Genomic DNA, 20,881 nt, shown 5'->3' with positions numbered 1-20,881 from the left:
CGATCTAACGCTCCCGCAGCGCTTCGCGCGCGCGGTTCAGCGGCTTGATCAGATATTCCACCACCGTCTTGCTGCCGGTATGGATATCGACGGTGGCGATCATGCCAGGAACGATCGGGAATAGCGTACCCGTCTTGTTTTCCAGCGCATCCGATTCCGTCTGCACGAATACGCGGTAGTAATAAATCTGCGGGTCTATTTCGTCCTGTATCGTATCCGGCGAGATGGTCGCGACCTCGCCTTCCAGCCCGCCATAAATGGCATAGTCATAAGCCGTGATCTTCACGCTTGCGCGTTGTCCGGGATGGATGAAAGCGATGTCGCGGGGAGAGATGCGGGCTTCCACCAGAAGCTTGTCGTCCAGCGGAATGATCTCCATGAGTTTTCCATTTGGCGGCACGACACCGCCGATCGTGCTGACCTCGATGTTCTTGACGATGCCGCGCACAGGCGACCTGTGGGTCAATCGAGACAGCGAATCCGAACGCCCCTTGACGACCGAGGACAGCGATTCAACCTCGGCATTCGCAGTCGCAAGCTCTTCGCGGGCGCGCACCAGATATTCGGAATTCAGCTCGACCTGTTTCAGTTCGAGTTCGACCAGTTGCCGCTTGAGACGCAGCACCTCGACATTGCTGGCCGCACCGCTCTTGATCAGGGATTCGCTGATCGCCAGCTCGCTGCGCACCAGATTCAGCGACTCGTCGATCCAGGCTGTCGCCTGCGACAGACTGCGGCGGCGCGCTTCAAACAGTGCTTCTTCCGCCGTCCTGAGCTCTTCGAAATCATCCAGTTCATCCGGAAACTTCAAAGGCATCTGGTTGACCTCGGCGCGCAATCTTGCTGAGCTTGCAAGGGCTGCGCGGTATTTTGCGGCGCTCTCGCCGACATCGGATTCACTGATGGTTGGGTCCAGTTGCGCAAGTATTTCGCCCGGCTCGACAACATCGTCCTGCCGGACATGAAGCGAAGCGAGAATACCGCCTTCCAATGACTGGATGATCTGTTCGCGCATGATGGGAACGACACGGCCCGAGCCGGTCGCGACTTCATCCAGCCTGGAAAAATAGGCCCATATTCCCAAAGCAATAAGCAGGGCGGCAATGACCCAGACGACCCGCGACGAGCGGGACAGACGTACATCATCTGCATCACCGTAAATCCAGGAATCGGCTTCCTTTCGCGTCGTGTGGAAAAAAGCCATATCTGTCGGCCCTCCGAAGCTGGTTAATTATTGCCGGGCGGCTTCTTCTTTGCCGTCGCAACATTCCCCAAGCCCTTCAGGATTTTTAGCGCATTGTCTTTTGTATCATCCAAAACGACGACGCCGTTTTCGATGACGATTACCCTATCCACCAATTCGAGAACCCGCATCCGGTGCGTTGCCACGACCACGGTGCGCTCGCCGCTCCAGTCCAGGAATTGCTCGATAAAGTGCCGTTCGGTTGCCTCGTCCATAGCGGCTGTCGGTTCATCGAGCAGCACGACGTTCGGCTGGCGTATCAAAAGCCTTGCCAACAGAACTGCCTGTTTTTGTCCGCCGGAAAGGCCGTTGCCTCCTTCCAGCACGGGATGATCCAGACCTTTCGGCAATTTCCTAATGAATTCATCCGCGCCGACCATCGCCAGGGCTTTCAGGATTTCGTCCTGCGAGGCATCCGGCGAGCCGAGCATGATGTTGTCGCGAAGCGTTCCATGGAAGAGGCGCGCATTCTGGGTCATGAGGCTCACATCACGACGCAAATCCGCCGGGTCGATATGTTGAATGGCGGTATTTTCGAGCAGCAATTCGCCGGAAGCCGGCTCCAGAAGTCCTGAAAGGGCCTGCAGCAGCGTCGATTTTCCAGCACCATTCTTTCCAAGCACGGCGATTTTCTCGCCCGCCTGAATACGCATGTTTCTGATCGACAGCACAGGCGGCGAAGTCTCGTCGCCATAGCGAAACACCGCGGATTTCAGAGCGTAGTCACCCGCAATGCTGGAATGATGGATGCGGCTTTCATGTTCAGGGTGATCGACCGGCATCTGCATGATCCGGTCGAGACTTTGCATGCCGACCTTCGCCTGCTGAAACCGGCTGAGAACCTGTGTGATCTGCGCCATCGGAGCCATCATGCGGGAGCCGAGCACCGATGCTGCCACCAAAGCGCCGGTCGTCATATCGCCAGCGATGACCATTGGAGCACCCAGAAAAACCACGGTTGCGAACACACCTGTCTGGACATTATGCGTCCAGACCACGAGCGAATTGCTCAGGGACCGAAGTTTAAGCTGCGCCTCGGCCGTCACGGCGTTGAAATGGTTCCATTGCTGCTGAAAGCGCTCCTCGGCCTGCAGCGTTTTTATGTCCTCGATGCCCTGCACGGCCTCGACCAGCATCGCATTGCGCAAAGATGCCTCGCGCATGGATTCGTTGGCATAAACCCGCAAACGCCGTTGCGCCAAAAGCCCCGGCGCAATGAGCAACACCAGGGCGCCGAGCGGGACAATGACCAGCGGCCCCGCCAATATCCAGAATATGCCGAGGAAAAGCAGGAAAAACGGGATATCCGCGAGTGCTGCCACGGTGGTCGAGGTCAGCAATTCGCGAACCTGTTCCAGATCGCGCAATTGCGCAATGAACGTGCCAGTGGAGGCAGGTCTGGCACTGTTGCGAACACGCAGCGCATGGCCGAACACTTGATCCGACATGCGGATATCGGCGCGCTTGCCGAGTACGTCGATGATGTTCATGCGCAGCCGGCGCATGATGAAGTCAAAGAAGATGGCGAGGAGCACACCGCCAAAAAGTACGTAAAGCGTGGGAAATGATTCCGCCGGCACGACGCGGTCGTAGACCTGCATCGAAAACAGGATGCCGGCCAGGCCGAGCGCATTGGCGATGAGGGACGCCAGCATGACATGGCCGTAAGGCCGCAGATCGCGCAGCACGATCCGTCTGAACCAGTTTTCCTTGTAGGGCGCAATGTAGGCATCGACCCTCGCGTCAGGCACCGCGCGCGACGGGCGTGGTATCACAAGCATCTCGCAACGGTCGATCAACTCGGAAACCTGCATCGGGCTTTGAAGACCCCTGTCACCACTGAAGATGACACTGGCTTCACCTGAGGAACCGATTGCGGAGATGACTACGATCGACTCATCATCAAGGCGCGCAATAATCGGGAGGTGCCAGTCGGACGGCGCAGGCAACGGAGGATGTGTGAATTTCAGCCGCAGTCCCATGACGCGCGCCATGTTGCGAAGCTTGGCCTGCCCGGTATCCCCGCGGTCCCAGAGCGCGACCTGCCGGACCGCCTGCGTGGATGTCGGCAAGCGAAAATGCCGGGCTACATAACGGAGGGCTTCGAGCCATGCTTCGCTTTCGAACGCATCCGCATGCTCGCTGTTTGAGAGGTTTGCCGCTTCAGCTTCCCTGTGCATGGCTGATGCGTCCTCTTGCTTCACTTTCTCAACGACACACCGCGCACCGACATGCCTTCAAGACCAAACAGGGTGCGTGACTTCCCTGTGTTGAAGACGCAGTCGATCCGCAATCGCCGAAGATCATGGACTGTGTTCACGGCTTCGAAATTTGCCTGATGCAACTCCTGCTCCGCGTTCAAAAGGTCGAGCAGCGTGCGCGTGCCGAGCTGGATATATTGCTCGCGGTAAAGGTCCCTCGTCTCCTTCATCATCTTGCCGCGATTGGAAAGCGACGACAAAAGGCGCGTGAGGCCGCTGGTCTGCAGGCTCGCCTCCGACAATCTTCGCTGAACTTCTATGCGGGCGTTGTTCTTTGCGGCATCGGCGGCGCGCAATGCATGACCTGCCGCATTGCGGCGCGCGCTTGCGGCGCCGCCCTGATAGATGCTGGACGACAGATTGAACCCTAAACGCATATCGTGGTCGCGCGACGAATCGCCATTCAGATAAAGACCCGTCCGCGCTTCCAGAGACAGGGTCGGCAATGCTTCGGCGCGGCTTCTGTCCAGTTCGGCAAGGGCAACGCGGCGCGATGCGTCGGCCTCCTGCACTTCAGGCAATTCCTCCCATTCCGGCTTGGCGGAATCGCAGGCTTTAAGAAGCCATTTCGGGGCCTTCGACGACATATTGATCGCGCCGCTCTGCCCGGTCAGATTGGCAAGACTGCCAGCCCATCGGTCAAGCTGGGAGCTTATCTGCAGTTCGGCAGAAACCGCTTCCTCGAGCCGTGCCTCCGCCTGCACCTGATCGGAACGCGTGCTCGCTCCTTTTTCGGTTCGCTCCCGGACCAGATCGGTAATGGCGGTGATGCCTGAAATCTGCTCCCGCGCCACGGCGCGCAAAGCGCGGTTGCGTTGCAGTTCGATGGCCGAATAGGAGGTTTCACGAACGAGCTGATCGACGGCGAGCAATACGCGCGCACGGGTTCCCTGCGTTCCGGCCGTGGCGGAATCGACCGCACTGGAAACTTTCCCGAAATCGTAGATCATCTGCGATGCCGAAAGGTTCAGAACCGGTTGAAAGCCTTCATCCCTATTGCCATAGGAGGTGCTCAAGCCCCCTTCCACGCGCGGCATGTAGCCGGATTTGGCCTCGTTGATCCGTTCCGCCTGCTGATTGAGCCTGCCGATCGCTTCGTCGATGGACGGATGCCAGGAAACCGCCTTGCGAACCGCGTCTTCCAGACTGAGCTCCTGAGACGAAACGGGCGGCACAGTCGCAATGAGTGACAGACCGCCCAAAAACAATTTTGATCGCAAGCCACGTCGCCATTTCGATCCAGCGGCGTTTCGAGCATTCCCCAGCGGGAAAGTATCGCTCCCTCGGGAGCGATACTTTTGCCGGGTCCGGCACGTCAGCAATGTATGCTTCTTCAATGCATCACCATCAAATAGCGGAGGCGGAGTTCTGATTTATCCTTTCTTCGTCATCGATCGGATTGGACGAGAAATGCGCAAACGGGTCATCCACCTCGATACTTGAAAGCTCCACATTTTCTTGCGTCGGACCAGACAAATCAGAAGTATCAGGCGAGACGCTGCCCGCCGTTTCATCCCCGCTGGCCAGTCCTGCAAAGTTTTCAAGATCGATACTGAGATCTTCACCCTCGTCCATGACGGGGGCCTCGGTCAGAAGTCCGTCCCATGTCGTATCGGCATCGGCATCGCCTTCTGCCTGAGCAGCGAACGAACCGAGCGGCACGACATCGTCCATGTCGAAGCTATCCGCATTCTGATCGTCGGAAGCCGCAAGCAGAACCGTATCGCTTTCATGCGCGGTGTTTTCATCCGCCATTGCCGGTGCAGCGTCATCGACGGGCTGAAGATCGTCGGCCATCGATGCCGACAATATTTCAGCCGTTGCGGTGCCTTCCTGAATGTCGATGGTCAGGGTTGCGGTCGACGTATCGCCATTGGGATGCAGCAGCCGGTAGGTGAATGTGTCCGTTTGGCCGATGCCCCCTGTCGCACTATTGGGTGTGTAGGTGTAGTCGCCATTGGCGTGGATGAGCAACGTGCCATGCGTACCGACAAGCGTCGTGCCATTGACGCCCGGAACCTGGAACGTACCGCCCGCGCCCGCAACCTGCAGCACGGTGAAGTCGGAACCCAGCGTATCGTCGGCCAAAACATTTCCAGCCGCCGACGTAATCGTTCCCGGAACGACCTGCGAGAAATCCGTCGTCTCGAAATTGAAATCGACGGTAACTGTACCCGGCAGGCTGACAACGCTGTTGTTTTGCACCGCGACGCGATAGTTGCCCGGTCCAAGATCTTCCAGATTCAAGCGCACGCTCTGGCCAAAGATGCCGACCAGATCGAGAAGCGCAGCCTGCGCCCGATCGATCACCAATGTATCCGGTCCAGTCGCATTTACCTTGAAGACCTGGAAATTGATCGAATTCAGAAGCGAAAGGAGGCTACCGACATTTATATCGATTTCGACGTCGCGACTGGTATCGGCTTCAACGGAGAAGGTCGCCTGACCTGAAGTGCTACCTAAAACGACTCCAAGAGCACCAATCAGCCAACTGTAAGCAATGGCATCATTAACACTTTCATTCGTCACCGGATTCTGGAGTTCGATGAACGCCGTGCCGGTGTCATCCAGCGCCGTCACGATCTCGGCTGGTTGTGACGGATCATTCGGGTTCCAGATGGTTTCGACCTGCGGGCTTCCAATCTGCACATGGATATTGGCGGAAGCCGTTTCTCCATTGGGGTGGCTGAGCCGGTAGGTGAAGCTGTCGACCTTGCCCACGGCAGCCGGATCGTCATTCGGCGTATAGGAGAAGGAACCATCGGCATTGATCGTCAGCGTGCCATATTGGCCGACGATCTCCATGCCATCGGTTACCTCTACGAAGGTGCCTGTGCCAGTGTCGATTTCCAGAACGGCCAGCCCGTCGGGACCAAGAGAATCCGCCGCGCCGCCACTTTCCGAACCATCGAGAATATTGCCATCGACCGTGCTTCCGACCCCGACGAACTCCGTCAGGCTCGCTTCGACAATGGTGGCATCGACAGTGACGGTCGTGACCACTCCGACAAGTCCGCCACCGCTATAGGTCAGGCGATAATTGCCAGCCTGGAGATCGTTGACGCTGATCTGGATGCCCTGACCGGCAAGCCCGAGCAGATCGAGCAATCCACCGGTTCCGGATTGCCCCACCCTGACCCATTCACCATTAATCTCAACATCAAGGAACGCCTGGGCATTGGTAAGCAGGCCAAGCAGGCTGGACACGGTGATGTCGAAAACCGCATCGCCTTCGGTTCCGTCGGCAATACTGAACTCGTAGCTATCGGAGAAATTCCCCAAATTAAGCAGCGCCGAATTCGACTGCTGACCCGTTTTCGTTTCCTCGACCGGGCTCAGCACCACTTCGGCGGAAACAACATCCGTGTAGGCCGCAAGAGCAGTATCATCGAGCAGTGGCGCCGTTACCGACGCGTCATCGGAAACATTGCCCGCTGCATCGGTGAGCGTCACATCGAGCGTTCCGCCATCGACCTGCGGCGGGCTGAGAACGATGGTGAATGTACCATCCTCACCAACTGTGCCTGTGCCGACCTCCGTTCCGGCAGCATTGGTGACTGTAACAGTGGTGCCCGGCTCGCCTTCACCGGTCAGTTCCGCACCATTGTCCGACACGAGTAGATTTTCCGGCGGCTCCGGGGCGATTAGATCAGGAGTAATCGCTTCTCCCGGCAATGATGGGTTGCCAGCCGCATCTTCCAGCGTCACCTCCAGAGATCCGCCGTCAATCTGCGGCGGATCGAGCGGTATCGTGAAGGTGCCATCCTCCCCGACAGTGCCCGTACCGACAACAGTGCCCGCAGCATTGACGATGGTTACGGAAGTGTTGGGCTCTCCGATGCCTGTAAGTTCGGTGCCATCCGCATTGACGACCAATCCGGTAGGTGCCTCCGGCGGAATAAGGTCGGGAGCCGTCGCTTCGCCGGGCAGTGAAGGATTATTGGCCGCGTCGGTCAGCGTGACTTCCAATATGCCCCCGTCAATCTGCGGCGGATCGAGCGGTATCGTGAAGGTGCCGTCTTCGCCGACAGTGCCTGTACCAACGACCAAACCGTCAGCGTTGACAACGCTTACTGTTGTCCCAGCCTCGCCTTCGCCTGTCAGTTCGGTGCCGTCAGCATTGACCTGAAGATTCGTCGGTGCGTCCGGCGCCTCTGTATCGGCGTCTGCGTCTGCGTCTGCATCCGCGTCTGCATCTGCATCAGCGTCGGCGTCGGCATCAGCATCCGCGTCCGCGTCCGCGTCAGCATCTGCGTCAGCGTCAGCATCTGCATCTGCATCCGCGTCGGCGTCCGCATCTGCATCTGCATCTGCATCCGCGTCAGCATCGGCGTCGGCGTCTGCGTCAGCATCTGCATCCGCGTCGGCGTCAGCATCGGCGTCAGCGTCTGCATCAGCATCGGCATCGGCATCGGCATCGGCATCGGCATCGGCGTCAGCATCTGCATCTGCATCTGCATCCGCGTCGGCATCTGCATCAGCGTCCGCGTCAGCATCGGCGTCAGCATCGGCGTCTGCGTCGGCATCGGCATCGGCGTCAGCGTCCGCATCTGCATCGGCGTCAGCGTCAGCATCGGCGTCTGCATCAGCATCCGCGTCGGCGTCCGCATCTGCATCTGCATCCGCGTCAGCATCGGCGTCAGCATCGGCGTCTGCGTCGGCATCGGCGTCAGCGTCCGCATCTGCATCGGCGTCAGCGTCAGCATCGGCGTCTGCATCAGCATCCGCGTCGGCGTCCGCATCTGCATCTGCATCCGCGTCAGCATCGGCGTCTGCGTCAGCATCTGCATCCGCGTCGGCGTCAGCATCGGCGTCAGCGTCTGCATCAGCATCGGCATCGGCATCGGCATCGGCATCGGCGTCAGCATCTGCATCTGCATCTGCATCTGCATCTGCATCCGCGTCGGCATCTGCATCAGCGTCTGCGTCTGCATCGGCGTCAGCGTCCGCGTCGGCATCTGCATCTGCGTCAGCGTCAGCGTCGGCATCTGCATCAGCGTCCGCGTCAGCATCAGCGTCCGCGTCAGCATCGGCGTCTGCGTCCGCGTCGGCATCTGCGTCAGCGTCCGCGTCGGCGTCGGCGTCTGCGTCCGCATCTGCGTCAGAATCCGAATCATCTTGCGAGGCGCCAATGGCGATGGCACCGGCTCCGAGAGCGCCCAGTCCGGCCAGCACGGCCAAGGGATTTAGCCCATCACCGCTGGAAGCTCCGACCAACTGATCGACGGAGTCTATTTCCGAAAACTGAAAATCAGCCAGACCATCGGTATTTTCACCGTACCAAAGTTTACCGTCCCGATCTTCGAGAACGAGATCGCTTTCCGTCCCGTCCTGGGGAGAACTGAAGAAATTCTGTATGCGGATCGTCTCGCCGGAATTCAGGCGGATGACAAGATCGACGCCTGTTCTGGTAAAGGATGCAACATCCGACGGAGCCAGGGGGAGCTTCACGACGCTCGCTGAACTTACGGAAATGTTGCCAAGTTGCGCGGTGGTTACTGCACCGTCGGCCTTATTGGTAATCGTGGCTGGCATCTACGTATTCCTCTAACTAAGCCGACATAATTCAGTCAGCCGCCAAATCTCCAATTTGAGCGGTCGCCGTCATAAAATGACTGATTGCCGGGGGTTGCCTGAGTGATGAATGCTTCGAGAAGATGCTGTGTCGCTGGTCGCGACATGTCGTCCTTATGCAACGCGCAGCCAATAGACTGCGCGGCAGGAATAGATGATTGACGAATTGAATTTCATCTGGGGACGAGAATGCAAATCCGCGCAGAACGCGCGATTCCCGATGCATTATGGTGCTTGAACTTGCAGTCAAATCGCCACACATGCTTCCCGCTCCAGCAACGCTAGATGGTAAACGCATATGGCGGATTACCATCTGGTAACCCCAACTACCCTGCGCACAACATACCCTGAATTACAGGCCTGGCAATATCATAAGTTGAATTTCTATGAATTCTTTACTTACGGATCAATATTCCGTGATTTATTGACTTTCCATTGTCGAATTTTAACAACTTAATATTTCTACGGATAACAAGAAATCAGCCCTTCACTGGCACAAAATCATCAGAAGATGGCTAGGCTTTCGCTTGCATCAACTCCGCAGTCCCGGTGCTTCCTGGCCCGTACGTTCGACATATTCGGTGTAGCCGCCGCCATAGGTGTGAATGCCGTCCGGCGTCAGTTCCAGAACGCGGTTCGAAAGGGCTGCCAGGAAGTGACGGTCGTGGCTGACGAAGAGCATGGCACCTTCATAGCGCGATAGCGCGGCAACCAGCATTTCCTTGGTGGCGATGTCGAGATGGTTCGTCGGCTCATCAAGCACGAGGAAGTTCGGCGGATCGAACAGCATCTTCGCCATGACCAGCCGGGCCTTTTCGCCACCCGAAAGCACGCGGCACTTCTTCTCGATCTCGTCACCGGAGAAGCCGAAGCAACCAGCCAGCGCACGCAGCGGTGCCTGACCTGCCTGCGGGAACTGGTCTTCCAATGATTGGAGAACGGTGCGGTCCCCGTCGAGCACTTCCATCGCATGCTGGGCGAAATAGCCCATCTTGACGCTTGGGCCGCGCGCGACAGTTCCGTTATCAGGTTCGGATGCGCCCGCGATCAACTTTAAAAGCGTCGATTTGCCTGCGCCGTTGACGCCCATGACACACCAGCGCTCGCGACGGCGGATCTGGAAGTCGAGGCCCTCATAGATGATGCGCGAGCCATAGCTCTTGTGAACATTCTTGACCGTTGCGACATCTTCGCCAGAGCGCGGAGCGGGCTGGAAGTCGAAGCGGACGGTCTGGCGGCGCTTGGGCGGCTCGACCTTGTCGATCTTTTCGAGCTTCTTAACGCGGCTTTGCACCTGTGCAGCGTGAGAAGCGCGTGCCTTGAAACGCTCGATGAAGGCAACTTCTTTGGCGAGCATCGCCTGCTGGCGCTCGAACTGCGCCTGCTGCTGGACTTCGGCCAGCGCGCGCTGCTCCTGATAGAAGCCGTAGTCGCCCGAATAGGAAGTGAGCGACCCGCCATCGATCTCGATGATCTTGCCGACAATGCGGTTCATGAATTCGCGATCATGCGACGTCATCAGGATCGTGCCGTCATAGCCTTGCAGGAAGGATTCGAGCCAGATCAGGCTTTCGAGGTCGAGATGGTTGCTCGGCTCATCGAGCAGCATGGCATCGGGGCGCATGAGCAGGATTTTGGCGAGCGCAACGCGCATCTTCCAGCCGCCGGAAAGAGCGCCGACATCGCCGTCCATCATTTCCTGGCTGAAGCCCAGACCGTCGAGCACTTCGCGGGCGCGGCCGTCCAGCGCATAGCCGTCGAGCTCGTCGAAACGGCCCTGCACCTCGCCATAACGCGTGATGATCTCGTCCATCTCATCGGCACGGTCCGGGTCGCCCATTGCAGCTTCAAGCTCGGCCATCTCGGCGGCAAGTGCGCTGACCGGCCCGACGCCATCCATGACTTCGGCAACCGCGCTGCAGCCCGCCATGTCACCGACATCCTGGCTGAAATAGCCGATCGTGACGCCACGATCGGCTGCGACCTGCCCCTCGTCGGGCTGCTCCTGACCCGTGATCATGCGGAAAAGCGTGGTCTTGCCTGCACCATTGGGGCCGACCAGGCCGATCTTCTCGCCCTTCTGAAGCGCGGCAGATGCCTCGATGAAGACGATCTGCTGACCGTTCTGTTTGCTGATGTTTTCGAGACGAATCATACTACGCAGGCCCTACTGAATTTTTTCAGGCCATTACGCGATGGGCCGCCCGCGCGAAAGGGTGCGGTCGCGAATCATTGTTGGAGCGGGCCGCGTGTTGCGTTTCCGTAACGTCCTACCCGGCAAAACGGGCTTCCGGCACGCCCTTGATGCCCAGACCCGTAATCGCGAACAGACTGCCGCGCAGCACGCCGTCTCCCGGAAAACGCGGCAGAGGCGGTTTTGCCATCGAGGTAACGTAGATGATGTCGAGGTTCGGCCCGCCGAACATCACGCTGGTTATCTTCTTCACCGGCATATCGATGACACGCTCGATCTTGCCTTCCGGCGTATAGCGGATCAGCTTCCCGTCATAGACCTGCGCATTCCAAAGGCAGCCTTCCGCATCTACCGTCGAGCCATCGGCGGCACCGCCAGTCGAGGTGTCGATCTTGGTGAATGTGCGCCTGTTGGAAACGGTGCCTTTTTCCTGATCGTAATCATACGCCCAGATTTCGCCCGACCATGAATCCGCGAAGTAGAAGATGTTTCCGTCCGGGCTCCAGCACGGGCCGTTCGATACGATGATGCCATCGTCCAGCTTGTGCACCGAGAGGTCTGGATCGACGCGGTAAAGCGCACCGTTCGGGCCGCTTTCCATCGTGTCCATCGAGCCCGCAATGAAGCGGCCCTTCTTGTCGACCTTGCCGTCATTCAAGCGGTTCTGGTCCTTGCCGGGTTCGGGGTCATGAATGAGTTCGACATCGCCGGTCTTGAAATCGAGCAGGTGAAATCCGCGCGCCAGCGAGACCAGAGCGCCCTCGCCGTCCTTGCGAAGTGCCATGGAGCCGATTTTCATCGGCACGTCCCATGAGCGGATTTCACTGCCCTCATGTGTCGCGCGGAAAATGCGGCCGTCGAAGCTGTCGATCCAATAGAGCCGCTGCTGCTCGACATCCCAGAGCGGGCCTTCGCCGAGCGTCGTTTTCACATCCACCAGAACTTCGATCTTCATTCCAATACCTCCCTGAAATTTCTAACCCTTGAAGCGCGGCTCTTCGATGCCGCGCACGCCCAGCCCGTGAATTGCAAACACGAAACCAGCCTCCCGCTCGCGATGGTATTCATAGTTGAAGGGGCGCGCCATCGACGTGACATAGGCGATGTCGAGGCTCGGGCCGCCGAAGATCAGGCTGGTGGTCGAGTTGACCGGCAAGCCGACAATTCGATCGACAACGCCGCTCGGGTCGAACCTTATCAGCCTTCCCGAATAGACTTCAGCACTCCAGACATAGCCTTCCGCATCCACCGTCGCGCCATCGGGCAGGCCGCGCATATTCTCGAAGCTGGTAAAGACGCGGCGAGAGCGAACATTGCCTGTGTCGATGTCGTAATCATACGCCCAGATCAGGCGTTTGCCCGTATCGGCGAAATAGAAAATCCTGCCGTCAGGGCTCCAGCAGGGACCGTTCGAACAGACGATGCCTGTATCGAGCGTATGTATCGACAGATCCGGATCGAGACGAAACAATTTGCCGACAGGCTCCGATTCCTCGAAGTCCATCGAACCGGCAATGAAGCGCCCCTGCCGGTCCACCTTTCCGTCATTCATGCGCGGGCGCAGTTCGCCCGGCTGTGTTTCGGCAATGCGCGTCGTCTCTCCGGTCCCGAAGTCGAAGCTGTAAAAGCCGTCGCGCAAGGAAAGGATGGCCCCGCCCTTTTCGCGCAGCGCCATCGAGCCGATCGGCTCCGGCAGCTTCCAGCTTTTCCGGTCGCGTCCTTCGAAATCGCTCGAATGGATCGACGGCCCGTAGGAATCGATCCAGTAAAGCCTCTGCTCGCGAACGTCCCAAAGCGGGCCTTCGCCAAGCTGGTCCGGCTGGTCGCTTAACACTTCAATACGCAGCATGGTCTCCTCCCGACTGCCATCTGACGACCGCTAGAAAGCGACCTGATCGCCGCCCTTGAGTTCGAGAATTGCGCGTGCCTCATCGGGCGTTGCGACCTCAAGGCCGAGGCCTTCGATGATCTTGCGCGCCAGAACAACCTGTTCCGCATTCGACTTTGCCAGACGCCCCTTGCCAGCCCAAAGGCTGTCTTCCAAGCCGACACGGATATTGCCGCCAAGCGAAGCGGCCTGCGCCGCAATACGAAGCTGGCTCGCGCCCGCACCCAGAACCGACCAACGGAATTTGTCGCCGAACAGACGGTCTGCCGTGCGCTTCATATGCGCCACATCTTCGGGATGCGTACCGATACCGCCGAGCAGGCCAAACACCGACTGGACGAAGAATGGCGGCTTTACGAGGCCGCGATCTGCGAAATGCGCCAGATTGTAGAGATGCGCGATGTCGTAGCATTCGAACTCAAAACGCGTGCCATTGTCGTAGCAAGTGGCCAGAATATATTCGATATCCTTGAAGGAATTTCGGAAAACCAGATCTTTCGTCGCTTCGAGATGGGGCTTTTCCCAATCGAATTTGAAGGTCTCGTATTTATCAGCGAGGTGATAGAGGCCGAAATTGATCGAGCCCATATTCAGCGACGCGACTTCCGGCTTGAACTGCGCAGCCGGTTTCACGCGCTCCTCGACCTTCATGTAAGGGCTGCCGCCGGTGGTGATGTTTATGGCCGCATTCGTCCCCTGCTTCACACGCGGCAGGAAGCGGGCAAAGGCTTCCGGCGTCTGGTCCGGCTTCCCATTTTCCGGGTCGCGCGCATGAAGATGCAGTATTGCGGCACCGGCTTCCGCCGCAGCAATCGCCTCCGATGCAATCTCGTCGGGCGTGATCGGCAGATAGGGCGACATGGTCGGCGTGTGGATCGCCCCCGTTATCGCACAGGTGATTATGACCTTGCCCTTTGCGGTCGCGCCGCTCGATTTGCGGGTGGTCTCGTTCATTTTCCAAACTCCTCGTCAGATTTCCGTTTATGCGCGGCAAGCGCCATCAGTCTGCGGTCGCGCCATACTTGCCGGTCCGTCAGATTTTCCTTCGACAGACGCTTGCGCCTGTCGGTCTCGATCGTGTCCATAACCTCGCCTGCCCAATCGACCCGGCGCAGCATCTGCGGGAAGATGTTGGAATAAATGGACTGGTAGCGCTCGACATAATCGCGCACGCCGCCCGGCGCGTTCAGATCGATCGTCTCGAACGGCCCCATGAACGACCAGCGCAGCGCCAGCCCATCACGAATGCCGATATCGACATCCTCGATGCTCGCATAACCATCGGCTACGAGGCGAAACGCCTCCTCAAGCAGCGCGCCCTGCATGCGGTTCATGATGAACCCGTCCAGCTCGCGCTTCATGACGAGTGGCGCATGCCCCGCCGAGATCAGAAAATCTCGCGCCCGTTCGACCGTCTCCTGCGATGTCCACGGTGCCGGAACGACTTCTGCAGCGGGGATCAGGTAAGGCGGATTGATAGGGTGCACGACAAGACAGCGCTGCCGGTTCGCGACATGATCGGTGAAGGCCGAGGGGAGCAGCGCGGAGGTCGAGCTGGCAATGACAGTTTCGGGCGCTGCAAGGGCATCGAGTTTCGAAAAGATTGCGCGCTTTATCTCAAGCTTTTCCGGCGTGTTTTCCTGAATATAGGTCACGCCGTCGAGCGCTTGTTCCAGATCGTCCGAAACTGAAATGCGTTCCAGAACATCATCCGGCGTTTGCCCATCAAGCAGATCGTTTGCGGCAAGATCGCCCAGAATTCCCGAAATATAATCGCGGGCCGCATTGGCCGCCGCCTGCTCCTGATCCCACAAACGGACCTCATGCCGGGCGCGCGCAAAACTGATCGCCCACGCCCTGCCGATAAACCCGCAACCGACTATCGCTACCTTCGCCATATCCGCCTCACAATGTCTCGACGTTGCCGTCGACGCCGAGCGACTGGCCCGAAATGTTGTATCCGGCGTCCGAAAGCAGGAAGGCGACCATGGCTGCCACGTCGTAAGGACTGGTCATGCGGCGCAGCGATATGTTCTGGAGATAGCGGCCCGTCATCTCTTCATGGCTGATGCCGACCTGCTTCGCACGGGCGGAAATCACACCCTCGATGCGCGGCCCCTCGATGATGCCGGGCAGGATCGCGTTGACGCGAATGCCATGCGGTCCGAGTTCCTTGGCAAGGCTCTGCGTGAAGCCGATCACGCCGAATTTCGCTGCCGAGTAAGGCGTGCGGAAGGCGTAGCCGTGCTTGCCCGCAGCCGAAGACATGGAGACGATGGAGCCGCCGCCGGCTGCTTTCAGAAGCGGAACGGCACGGCGGGCGCAGAGAAACTGCCCGGTCAGTCCTATGTCGAGACAGCGACGCCAATCGTCCAGCGAAATTTCATCGACGCCGCCAGTCGGCCCTGCAATGCCTGCATTGTTGATCAGCGCGTCGAGGCCGCCCAGCGTCTTCGAAACCGTCTCGAAAAGACGGTCGACATCGGCCTCGCTGGAGACGTCGGCATTGATCGCGGCCTCCGTTTTGAGCTTGCCGCTGAGACCTGCAAGCGCCTCGTCCGAAACATCGCAGATGACCAGCCGTGCGCCGAGTTTCGCAAGCGTATCGGCAATCGCAAAGCCGATGCCGCCAGCACCAGCGGTCACGACGACACGCTGGCCCTGCAAGCCGCCGAGGAATTCCTGTGCCGAGTTCGGCGCGTTGTTCATGGGTTCAACTCCTTCATTGCGCGCGTCTTTCGCGAAGCGCCATCACAGCGCCCAAGACCACGAGGCCGTAGAGAATTGCGCGCGTCGCATAGGGAAGTGTCGTTCCGGCCAGCAGCATCTGCAGCGCGGTCAGCAAAAGCACGCCGCCGAGCATGCCGAGATAATGGCCGCGTCCGCCGGTGATCAGCGCGCCGCCAACGACGACGACTGCGATGGACGGAAGCAGATAATCGTCACCCATTCCAAGGCTCGCCTGACCGGAAAAGCCCGTCAGCATGATACCGACGATGGCCGAGCAGACGGCAGAAAGCATGTAGACGAGGATCAACGTCTTCTCGACGGCGATGCCCGACAGGCGCGCGGCGCGCAGTCCGTTGCCTATTCCGTAGACGCGGCGACCGAATGCCGTGCGCCCCAAAAGCAGCACGGCGACGATGACGAAGCCGATCATGAAGAGCACGATCGGCGTCACGCCGGCGATCCGACCCGTCATGAACCAGCGCAGCATGGGCGAGGAAAACCCTGCCGGAGTGCCTTGCGAATAGAGCAGCGCGACACCTTGCAAAATGCCGTTCATGGCGAGCGTCATGACGATGGGCGATATGCCGAGATAGACGATGCCGACCCCATTGGCGAAACCGATGATGCAGGCCATAAAAAGCACGGTCGGCAATGCGCAGATCAGTGCCGCATCCGATCCATTGACCATTCCGGCGAGCAGGATGCCTGAAATTCCAATCGTCCACGGCACCGAAAGGTCGAGGCCGCCGGTCAGAATAACAGTGCCCTGTCCAAGCGCCAGCACGGCCAGAAAGGACGACAGAACCAGCAGCGAGTTCCAGTAGCTGAAGCTGACCAGCGCACGGCCAAGCCAGATTTGCGTAACGACCACGACCAGTATCAGGCAGATGTAAGCGGGCAGCGCATAGCGCAGCGTTTCGGCGTTTCGAATGTGAAATGCTGGCCGCAGAGACTGCGGTTTCTCGACTTTTGTCGAAGGAGCCATTTGCAACCGGCGATCCGTGCGGTCGAGTTGCGATGGCAACAGACCGGCCCGCCAGGCAGAAAACCTCGATCGCGCAGCGCGAATCTGAACGGCCAGGACCGAACTGTGCGAGATCGATCCGGCAAGAACCGCGAGGATCAGGATCGCGCCTTCCGCAATCGTCGAATAATAAGCTGAGACGTTCAGAACCAGCAGGATATTGACGACGATCATCAATATGTAGGCACCGAAAACCGTTCCGACCGGCCCGCCCTGTCCGCCGCCGAGACGCGTACCGCCGATCACGACTGCGGCAAACATGGAGAGCAAAAGCGGGTTGCCGACCAGCGGGTCGCCGCTGCCGGTTTGCGCGCTGATGAACACGCCAGCCAACCCATAGCATCCGCCCGCAATCACATAAGCGAGGAAGCGCGTGAGCGTGACATTCACGCCAACCGCTGCGGCCGAGTCCGCATCGCTGCCAACTGCATAAAGTGCGGTGCCGAACCGCGTGCCTTTCAGCCAGAGCCACAGGAGCAGCACCACACCGACGACGACCAGCGGCATTGGGAGCCAGCCCTCAATGGCATCGCCCAGATAGAACGTGCCGAGGTCCGGTGAAACACCGCCGCCCGGCTTGTCCATGACCAGCAACGTAACGCCTTGCAGGATGAACATGGTCGACAGCGTCACGACGATGGGCTGCATCCGCAACACGGCGATGAAGAAGCCGTTGAACGCGCCGACGCCCATGCCGATGCCAATCCCGACAAGAGTCCAAAGCGCGATGTTCGTTTCCATGGACATCGGGTCCATGCTCGATGCCAGAACGACATTGACCAGCGAGATGACCGCGCCCGCCGACAGGTCGAAGCCGCCGGAAAGGATGACAATTGTCTGGCCGATCGCGGCAATTGCAGAAGTCGCGCCGCCGCTCGACAGAAACGAAACGTCGAAATAGGTCAGCGGTCCGGCGCTGATCCAGTCGACCATCAGCAACAGCACGGCAAGAACCAAAGCGGCGATCAATGCACCGCGGTTCTTCGCGAGTGCCCTCAGGAAAAGCGTGCCTGCCGAGGGGGAATGCGACTGCGCCAAGCTCATGCCGCGACCCCTTCCCTGATATGGCGCTGGCCGAGCGCAGGCCCCATTACCGCTGCTTCCGTAATGGCGTCGCCTTCAAGTTCGGCGGCTATGCGCCCATCGTAAAGCACCAGAACCCGGTCGCATTGGTGGACGAGTTCGGGAATTTCCGTCGAGTGAAACAGGATCGAGCCGCCAGCTTCCGCATAATTGCGCATCATGACGTAAAGCTCATGCTTGGTGCCGACGTCGATGCCTCTGGTCGGATCGAAAAGCAGCAGTATGCGGCTTTGCGCGACAAGCCATTTGGCAATCGCGATTTTCTGCTGGTTGCCGCCTGAAAAAGCCCCGGCGCGGGTCCACAGCGCGCGCTTGTCTACTTCCACGGTCGAGAACGCTGCCGCGACCGCTTCCGTCTCCGCCACGCTGTCGATCATCCCGAACCGCGTGAAGCGCGAGACGACAGGCAGTGTCGCATTCTGCCGCCCTGAAAGTTTTAGAAACAGCCCTTCGGATTTGCGGTCCTCCGGGACCAGTCCGATGCCCATATTGGGGCGGATCGCATCGGCAGGCGACCCCAGCCGCACACGCCTCCCATCGACCAGAACCTCACCTTCAGCGATTTCGGCCATGCCGAAACAGGCCAGAAACAGATCCTGCTGGCCCATGCCCTGCAAACCGGCGATGCCCAGAATTTCGCCCTTGCGAAGATCGAACCCGACCTGATTGAGCTTATGCCCGACCTTCAGATTGCGCACGCCGAGCACCGGTTCGCCGAAGGCTTGCGCATTGTCAGGCTTGGGCGGAAATGTCTGCTCGATGGACCGCCCGATGATCTTCTCGACCACCTCGTCGTCGGTAATCGAGCTAACGGACGCGGTCGCAATATGCTTGCCGTTGCGCAGGATCGTCAGCATGTCGCAGAAATCGCGCACTTCGCGCATGCGGTGGGTGATGAAAACGACAGTCGTGCCTGAGGCCTTCAACCGCGCGATGATGCCGCCCAGCCATTCAACATCGCGCCCGGCAAGCGTCGACGTCGGCTCATCAAGCAGAAGAATGCGCGGTTTGCGATAAATGGCGCGGGCAATTTCGATTTTCTGGCGCAGCGAAAGCTCTAAAGTTGAAATTTCCGCGTCCAGATCGACCGATATTCCGAGTTCGTCGAAATGGCGCTCAACATCCTTGCGCGCAGCCTTTCGCCTTATCAGCCCGGTAATTCCGACCGGCGCATAGGGCATCAGCATATTGTCGAGCACCGACAGATCGCCGACCAGCGTCATTTCCTGAAATGCAGTCTGAACGCCCAGTGCATGTGCGGCGCGCGGCGAATTGAGCGACACCGTCTCATCGAAGATGCGTACGCTGCCATCGCTCGGCCGCGTCAATCCCGAAAGCAGTTTCACCAGGGTCGATTTGCCTGCGCCGTTTTCACCGAGCAGCGCATGCACGCTGCCTGCGGCAATCGCGAAGGAAACATTGTCGAGCGCGACTGTCGGGCCGAATGCCTTCCTAATGCCGTCGGTCTCAATGGCCGTCGCCTGCTGCATATCAATCATGTGAACCTGCCGGGTATCGTGTCGGAAAACCGGTGCGCAGAAGTTAATCCGCGCACCGGCGACGCGCGCCTTGGGAGCGTTCAGTCTTCCGGCTGAGAGACGAGCGCCGCGTTCAATCCGACTTCGGGCGTTTCAGCCGAGAAGATGGAGGCGAACCAGCCCGGATTGCTGACCAGCGCCGGCTTAAAGGCGTTGCAGCCATCCTTCATTTCGGCCCAGGTGCCTTCCTCGCAAAGCTTGATCGTGTCGTTCGTCACCAAAGGAAGCGGCAGAATGGTCAGCTTCGGAACGTCTTTGCCTTCCAATGCTTCGACCGCAAGCTTGAGCGCCAGCGCACCGGAATAGGGTGGCGACGCATATGAAATGCGCTGTGCGCCGAGCGGTGCATAGGGCGGGCTTGCGCCTTCGACTTCCGTGCCTTCCGGCAGCATCTGGATGCGCCCGCCATTCGAGCCTTCACCGGCGCAAGGCAGCAATTCCTTGTTGGTCTTGCCTGCTTCCAGTTGCATTGCATTGGCGGTGAAGCAGCCGACCTGCATCCACAGACCGTCAATATCGTCCCAGCTTCTCGTGCCGAGGATTTTCGACAGTTCGGTGCGCGCAACCGCCTGGCTCCACATGCCGACAGCTTCGCTGACGATCTTGACGTCGGGATGCTTGGCGAACACTTCTTTCGCAGCCTTGGTGCGCTGGTCGTCGACAGAGGTACCGGGCACGCCGGTAATCGCAATGATGTTGCCCTTGCCGCCGAGCTTGTCGACCAGCCATTCGGCGGTCACGCGGCCTGCCTCTTCCTGATCGATATGGACATTGTAGGCGCAAGGTTCGGTGATTTCGCCATCATAAGCGAAGACCTTCACGCCCTTGTCGCAGGCGTTTTTCACCACCTGATTGAGCGCGGTCGGCGAGATCGGGAAAACCACGATCGCTTCGGCACCGGCCTGAACCATTGCGTTGATCTGCTGAATCTGACGCTGCGCATTTGGCCCGGCGACCTGAACCTGCAAATCCACCTTGTCGGCCATGCTCTTATGCGCGGCCATGGCCTTGACCATATTGGCGGCCTCGGCCTGCCAGTCATTGCCGATAAAGCTCATGCTGAGAAAGATTTTGTGCTTCTCGGCAGCCTGCGCCGAGACGCTTAGACAGATCGCGCTCGCGACCATTCCCGTCAGAAGCGCAAGCTTCCTGACCTTCGATCCAATTCCCATCGACAGTTCCTCCCAGATTGTCTCTTCGGACGCCTCCCGGCGTGCACAGGGCCTCGCCGCCATCCGATTTCGAGACACTAACACCATTTGATCAAAGATCAATGATGAAATAGAAGTGTCGATACGCTTGACGTGAAGGCGCACAGACTGCATTGCGGACAGGCGACGCGGAAA

At 59.0% G+C, this 20,881-nt stretch carries 13 protein-coding genes and 2 pseudogenes; all 15 read right to left on the bottom strand.

Going from position 1 to position 20,881, the window contains the following annotated elements; genetic code table 11:
* Positions 1-4: 4 nt before the first annotated feature.
* Entirely contained in the window at positions 5-1,204 is a 1,200-nt protein-coding gene (locus tag ABFT80_RS18925; protein WP_347973490.1) for an HlyD family efflux transporter periplasmic adaptor subunit, read from the bottom strand.
* A 23-nt stretch (positions 1,205-1,227) separates the two neighbouring features.
* Complete coding sequence (locus ABFT80_RS18920; RefSeq protein WP_347973489.1) at positions 1,228-3,423, bottom strand: type I secretion system permease/ATPase; 2,196 nt, start codon at positions 3,421-3,423, stop codon at positions 1,228-1,230.
* A 20-nt stretch (positions 3,424-3,443) separates the two neighbouring features.
* A complete protein-coding gene (locus ABFT80_RS18915) occupies positions 3,444-4,724 on the bottom strand; it encodes a TolC family protein (RefSeq protein WP_347973488.1) in 1,281 nt (426 codons plus the stop codon).
* A gap of 127 nt (positions 4,725-4,851) precedes the next feature.
* A pseudogene (locus ABFT80_RS18910) lies at positions 4,852-7,596 on the bottom strand (BapA/Bap/LapF family large adhesin); the annotation flags it as partial.
* Positions 7,597-7,604: 8 nt separating this feature from the next.
* Positions 7,605-8,492 (bottom strand): hypothetical protein, encoded by an 888-nt coding sequence (locus ABFT80_RS18905; RefSeq protein WP_347973629.1) that lies wholly within the window; start codon positions 8,490-8,492, stop codon positions 7,605-7,607.
* Positions 8,493-8,715: 223 nt separating this feature from the next.
* Positions 8,716-9,039, bottom strand: a pseudogene (locus tag ABFT80_RS28120) (BapA/Bap/LapF family prefix-like domain-containing protein); the annotation flags it as partial.
* Between the two features lie 571 nt (positions 9,040-9,610).
* On the bottom strand, positions 9,611-11,233 hold the full coding sequence (locus ABFT80_RS18900) for an ABC-F family ATP-binding cassette domain-containing protein (RefSeq protein WP_347973487.1): 1,623 nt from the start codon (positions 11,231-11,233) through the stop codon (positions 9,611-9,613).
* Positions 11,234-11,348: 115 nt separating this feature from the next.
* The gene (locus ABFT80_RS18895; RefSeq protein ID WP_347973486.1) at positions 11,349-12,227 is read right to left on the bottom strand and encodes an SMP-30/gluconolactonase/LRE family protein; all 879 of its coding nucleotides are present in this window, start codon (positions 12,225-12,227) and stop codon (positions 11,349-11,351) included.
* A 21-nt stretch (positions 12,228-12,248) separates the two neighbouring features.
* Positions 12,249-13,121 carry an SMP-30/gluconolactonase/LRE family protein gene (locus tag ABFT80_RS18890; RefSeq protein WP_347973485.1) on the bottom strand — a complete coding sequence of 291 codons (873 nt, stop codon included), beginning with the start codon at positions 13,119-13,121 and terminating at the stop codon, positions 12,249-12,251.
* Between the two features lie 30 nt (positions 13,122-13,151).
* Entirely contained in the window at positions 13,152-14,114 is a 963-nt protein-coding gene (locus ABFT80_RS18885) for a BKACE family enzyme (protein ID WP_347973484.1), read from the bottom strand.
* Complete coding sequence (locus ABFT80_RS18880) at positions 14,111-15,058, bottom strand: 3-hydroxyacyl-CoA dehydrogenase (protein ID WP_347973483.1); 948 nt, start codon at positions 15,056-15,058, stop codon at positions 14,111-14,113. Before ABFT80_RS18880 ends, ABFT80_RS18885 begins: the two co-directional genes overlap by 4 nt.
* 7 nt (positions 15,059-15,065) lie before the next feature.
* Positions 15,066-15,869 (bottom strand): SDR family oxidoreductase, encoded by an 804-nt coding sequence (locus ABFT80_RS18875; RefSeq protein WP_347973482.1) that lies wholly within the window; start codon positions 15,867-15,869, stop codon positions 15,066-15,068.
* Between the two features lie 13 nt (positions 15,870-15,882).
* The gene (locus tag ABFT80_RS18870) at positions 15,883-17,958 is read right to left on the bottom strand and encodes an ABC transporter permease (protein WP_347973481.1); all 2,076 of its coding nucleotides are present in this window, start codon (positions 17,956-17,958) and stop codon (positions 15,883-15,885) included.
* On the bottom strand, positions 17,955-19,496 hold the full coding sequence (locus tag ABFT80_RS18865; protein WP_347973480.1) for a sugar ABC transporter ATP-binding protein: 1,542 nt from the start codon (positions 19,494-19,496) through the stop codon (positions 17,955-17,957). The genes ABFT80_RS18870 and ABFT80_RS18865 overlap by 4 nt, the downstream gene beginning before the upstream one ends.
* An 80-nt stretch (positions 19,497-19,576) precedes the next feature.
* The gene (locus tag ABFT80_RS18860; protein WP_347973479.1) at positions 19,577-20,707 is read right to left on the bottom strand and encodes a sugar ABC transporter substrate-binding protein; all 1,131 of its coding nucleotides are present in this window, start codon (positions 20,705-20,707) and stop codon (positions 19,577-19,579) included.
* Positions 20,708-20,881: the final 174 nt, after the last annotated feature.

This window comes from Foliimonas ilicis, from assembly GCF_039939195.1.
Taxonomy (GTDB): Bacteria; Pseudomonadota; Alphaproteobacteria; order Rhizobiales; family Rhizobiaceae; genus Foliimonas; species Foliimonas ilicis.
The sequence above is the reverse complement of the archived record's forward strand: the minus strand, read 5'-3'. Positions and strand labels throughout refer to the sequence as shown.

Excerpts from the sequence above, each read along its gene's own strand:
- ABFT80_RS18925 (WP_347973490.1), bottom strand. The coding sequence starts at position 1,204 with ATGGCTTTTTTCCACACGACGCGAAAGGAAGCCGATTCCTGGATTTAC.
- ABFT80_RS18920 (WP_347973489.1), bottom strand. The coding sequence starts at position 3,423 with ATGCACAGGGAAGCTGAAGCGGCAAACCTCTCAAACAGCGAGCATGCG.
- ABFT80_RS18905 (WP_347973629.1), bottom strand. The coding sequence starts at position 8,492 with ATGCCGACGCTGACGCTGACGCAGATGCAGATGCCGACGCGGACGCTG.
- ABFT80_RS18900 (WP_347973487.1), bottom strand. The coding sequence starts at position 11,233 with ATGATTCGTCTCGAAAACATCAGCAAACAGAACGGTCAGCAGATCGTC.
- ABFT80_RS18895 (WP_347973486.1), bottom strand. The coding sequence starts at position 12,227 with ATGAAGATCGAAGTTCTGGTGGATGTGAAAACGACGCTCGGCGAAGGC.
- ABFT80_RS18890 (WP_347973485.1), bottom strand. The coding sequence starts at position 13,121 with ATGCTGCGTATTGAAGTGTTAAGCGACCAGCCGGACCAGCTTGGCGAA.
- ABFT80_RS18885 (WP_347973484.1), bottom strand. The coding sequence starts at position 14,114 with ATGAACGAGACCACCCGCAAATCGAGCGGCGCGACCGCAAAGGGCAAG.
- ABFT80_RS18880 (WP_347973483.1), bottom strand. The coding sequence starts at position 15,058 with ATGGCGAAGGTAGCGATAGTCGGTTGCGGGTTTATCGGCAGGGCGTGG.
- ABFT80_RS18875 (WP_347973482.1), bottom strand. The coding sequence starts at position 15,869 with ATGAACAACGCGCCGAACTCGGCACAGGAATTCCTCGGCGGCTTGCAG.
- ABFT80_RS18870 (WP_347973481.1), bottom strand. The coding sequence starts at position 17,958 with ATGAGCTTGGCGCAGTCGCATTCCCCCTCGGCAGGCACGCTTTTCCTG.
- ABFT80_RS18865 (WP_347973480.1), bottom strand. The coding sequence starts at position 19,496 with ATGATTGATATGCAGCAGGCGACGGCCATTGAGACCGACGGCATTAGG.
- ABFT80_RS18860 (WP_347973479.1), bottom strand. The coding sequence starts at position 20,707 with ATGGGAATTGGATCGAAGGTCAGGAAGCTTGCGCTTCTGACGGGAATG.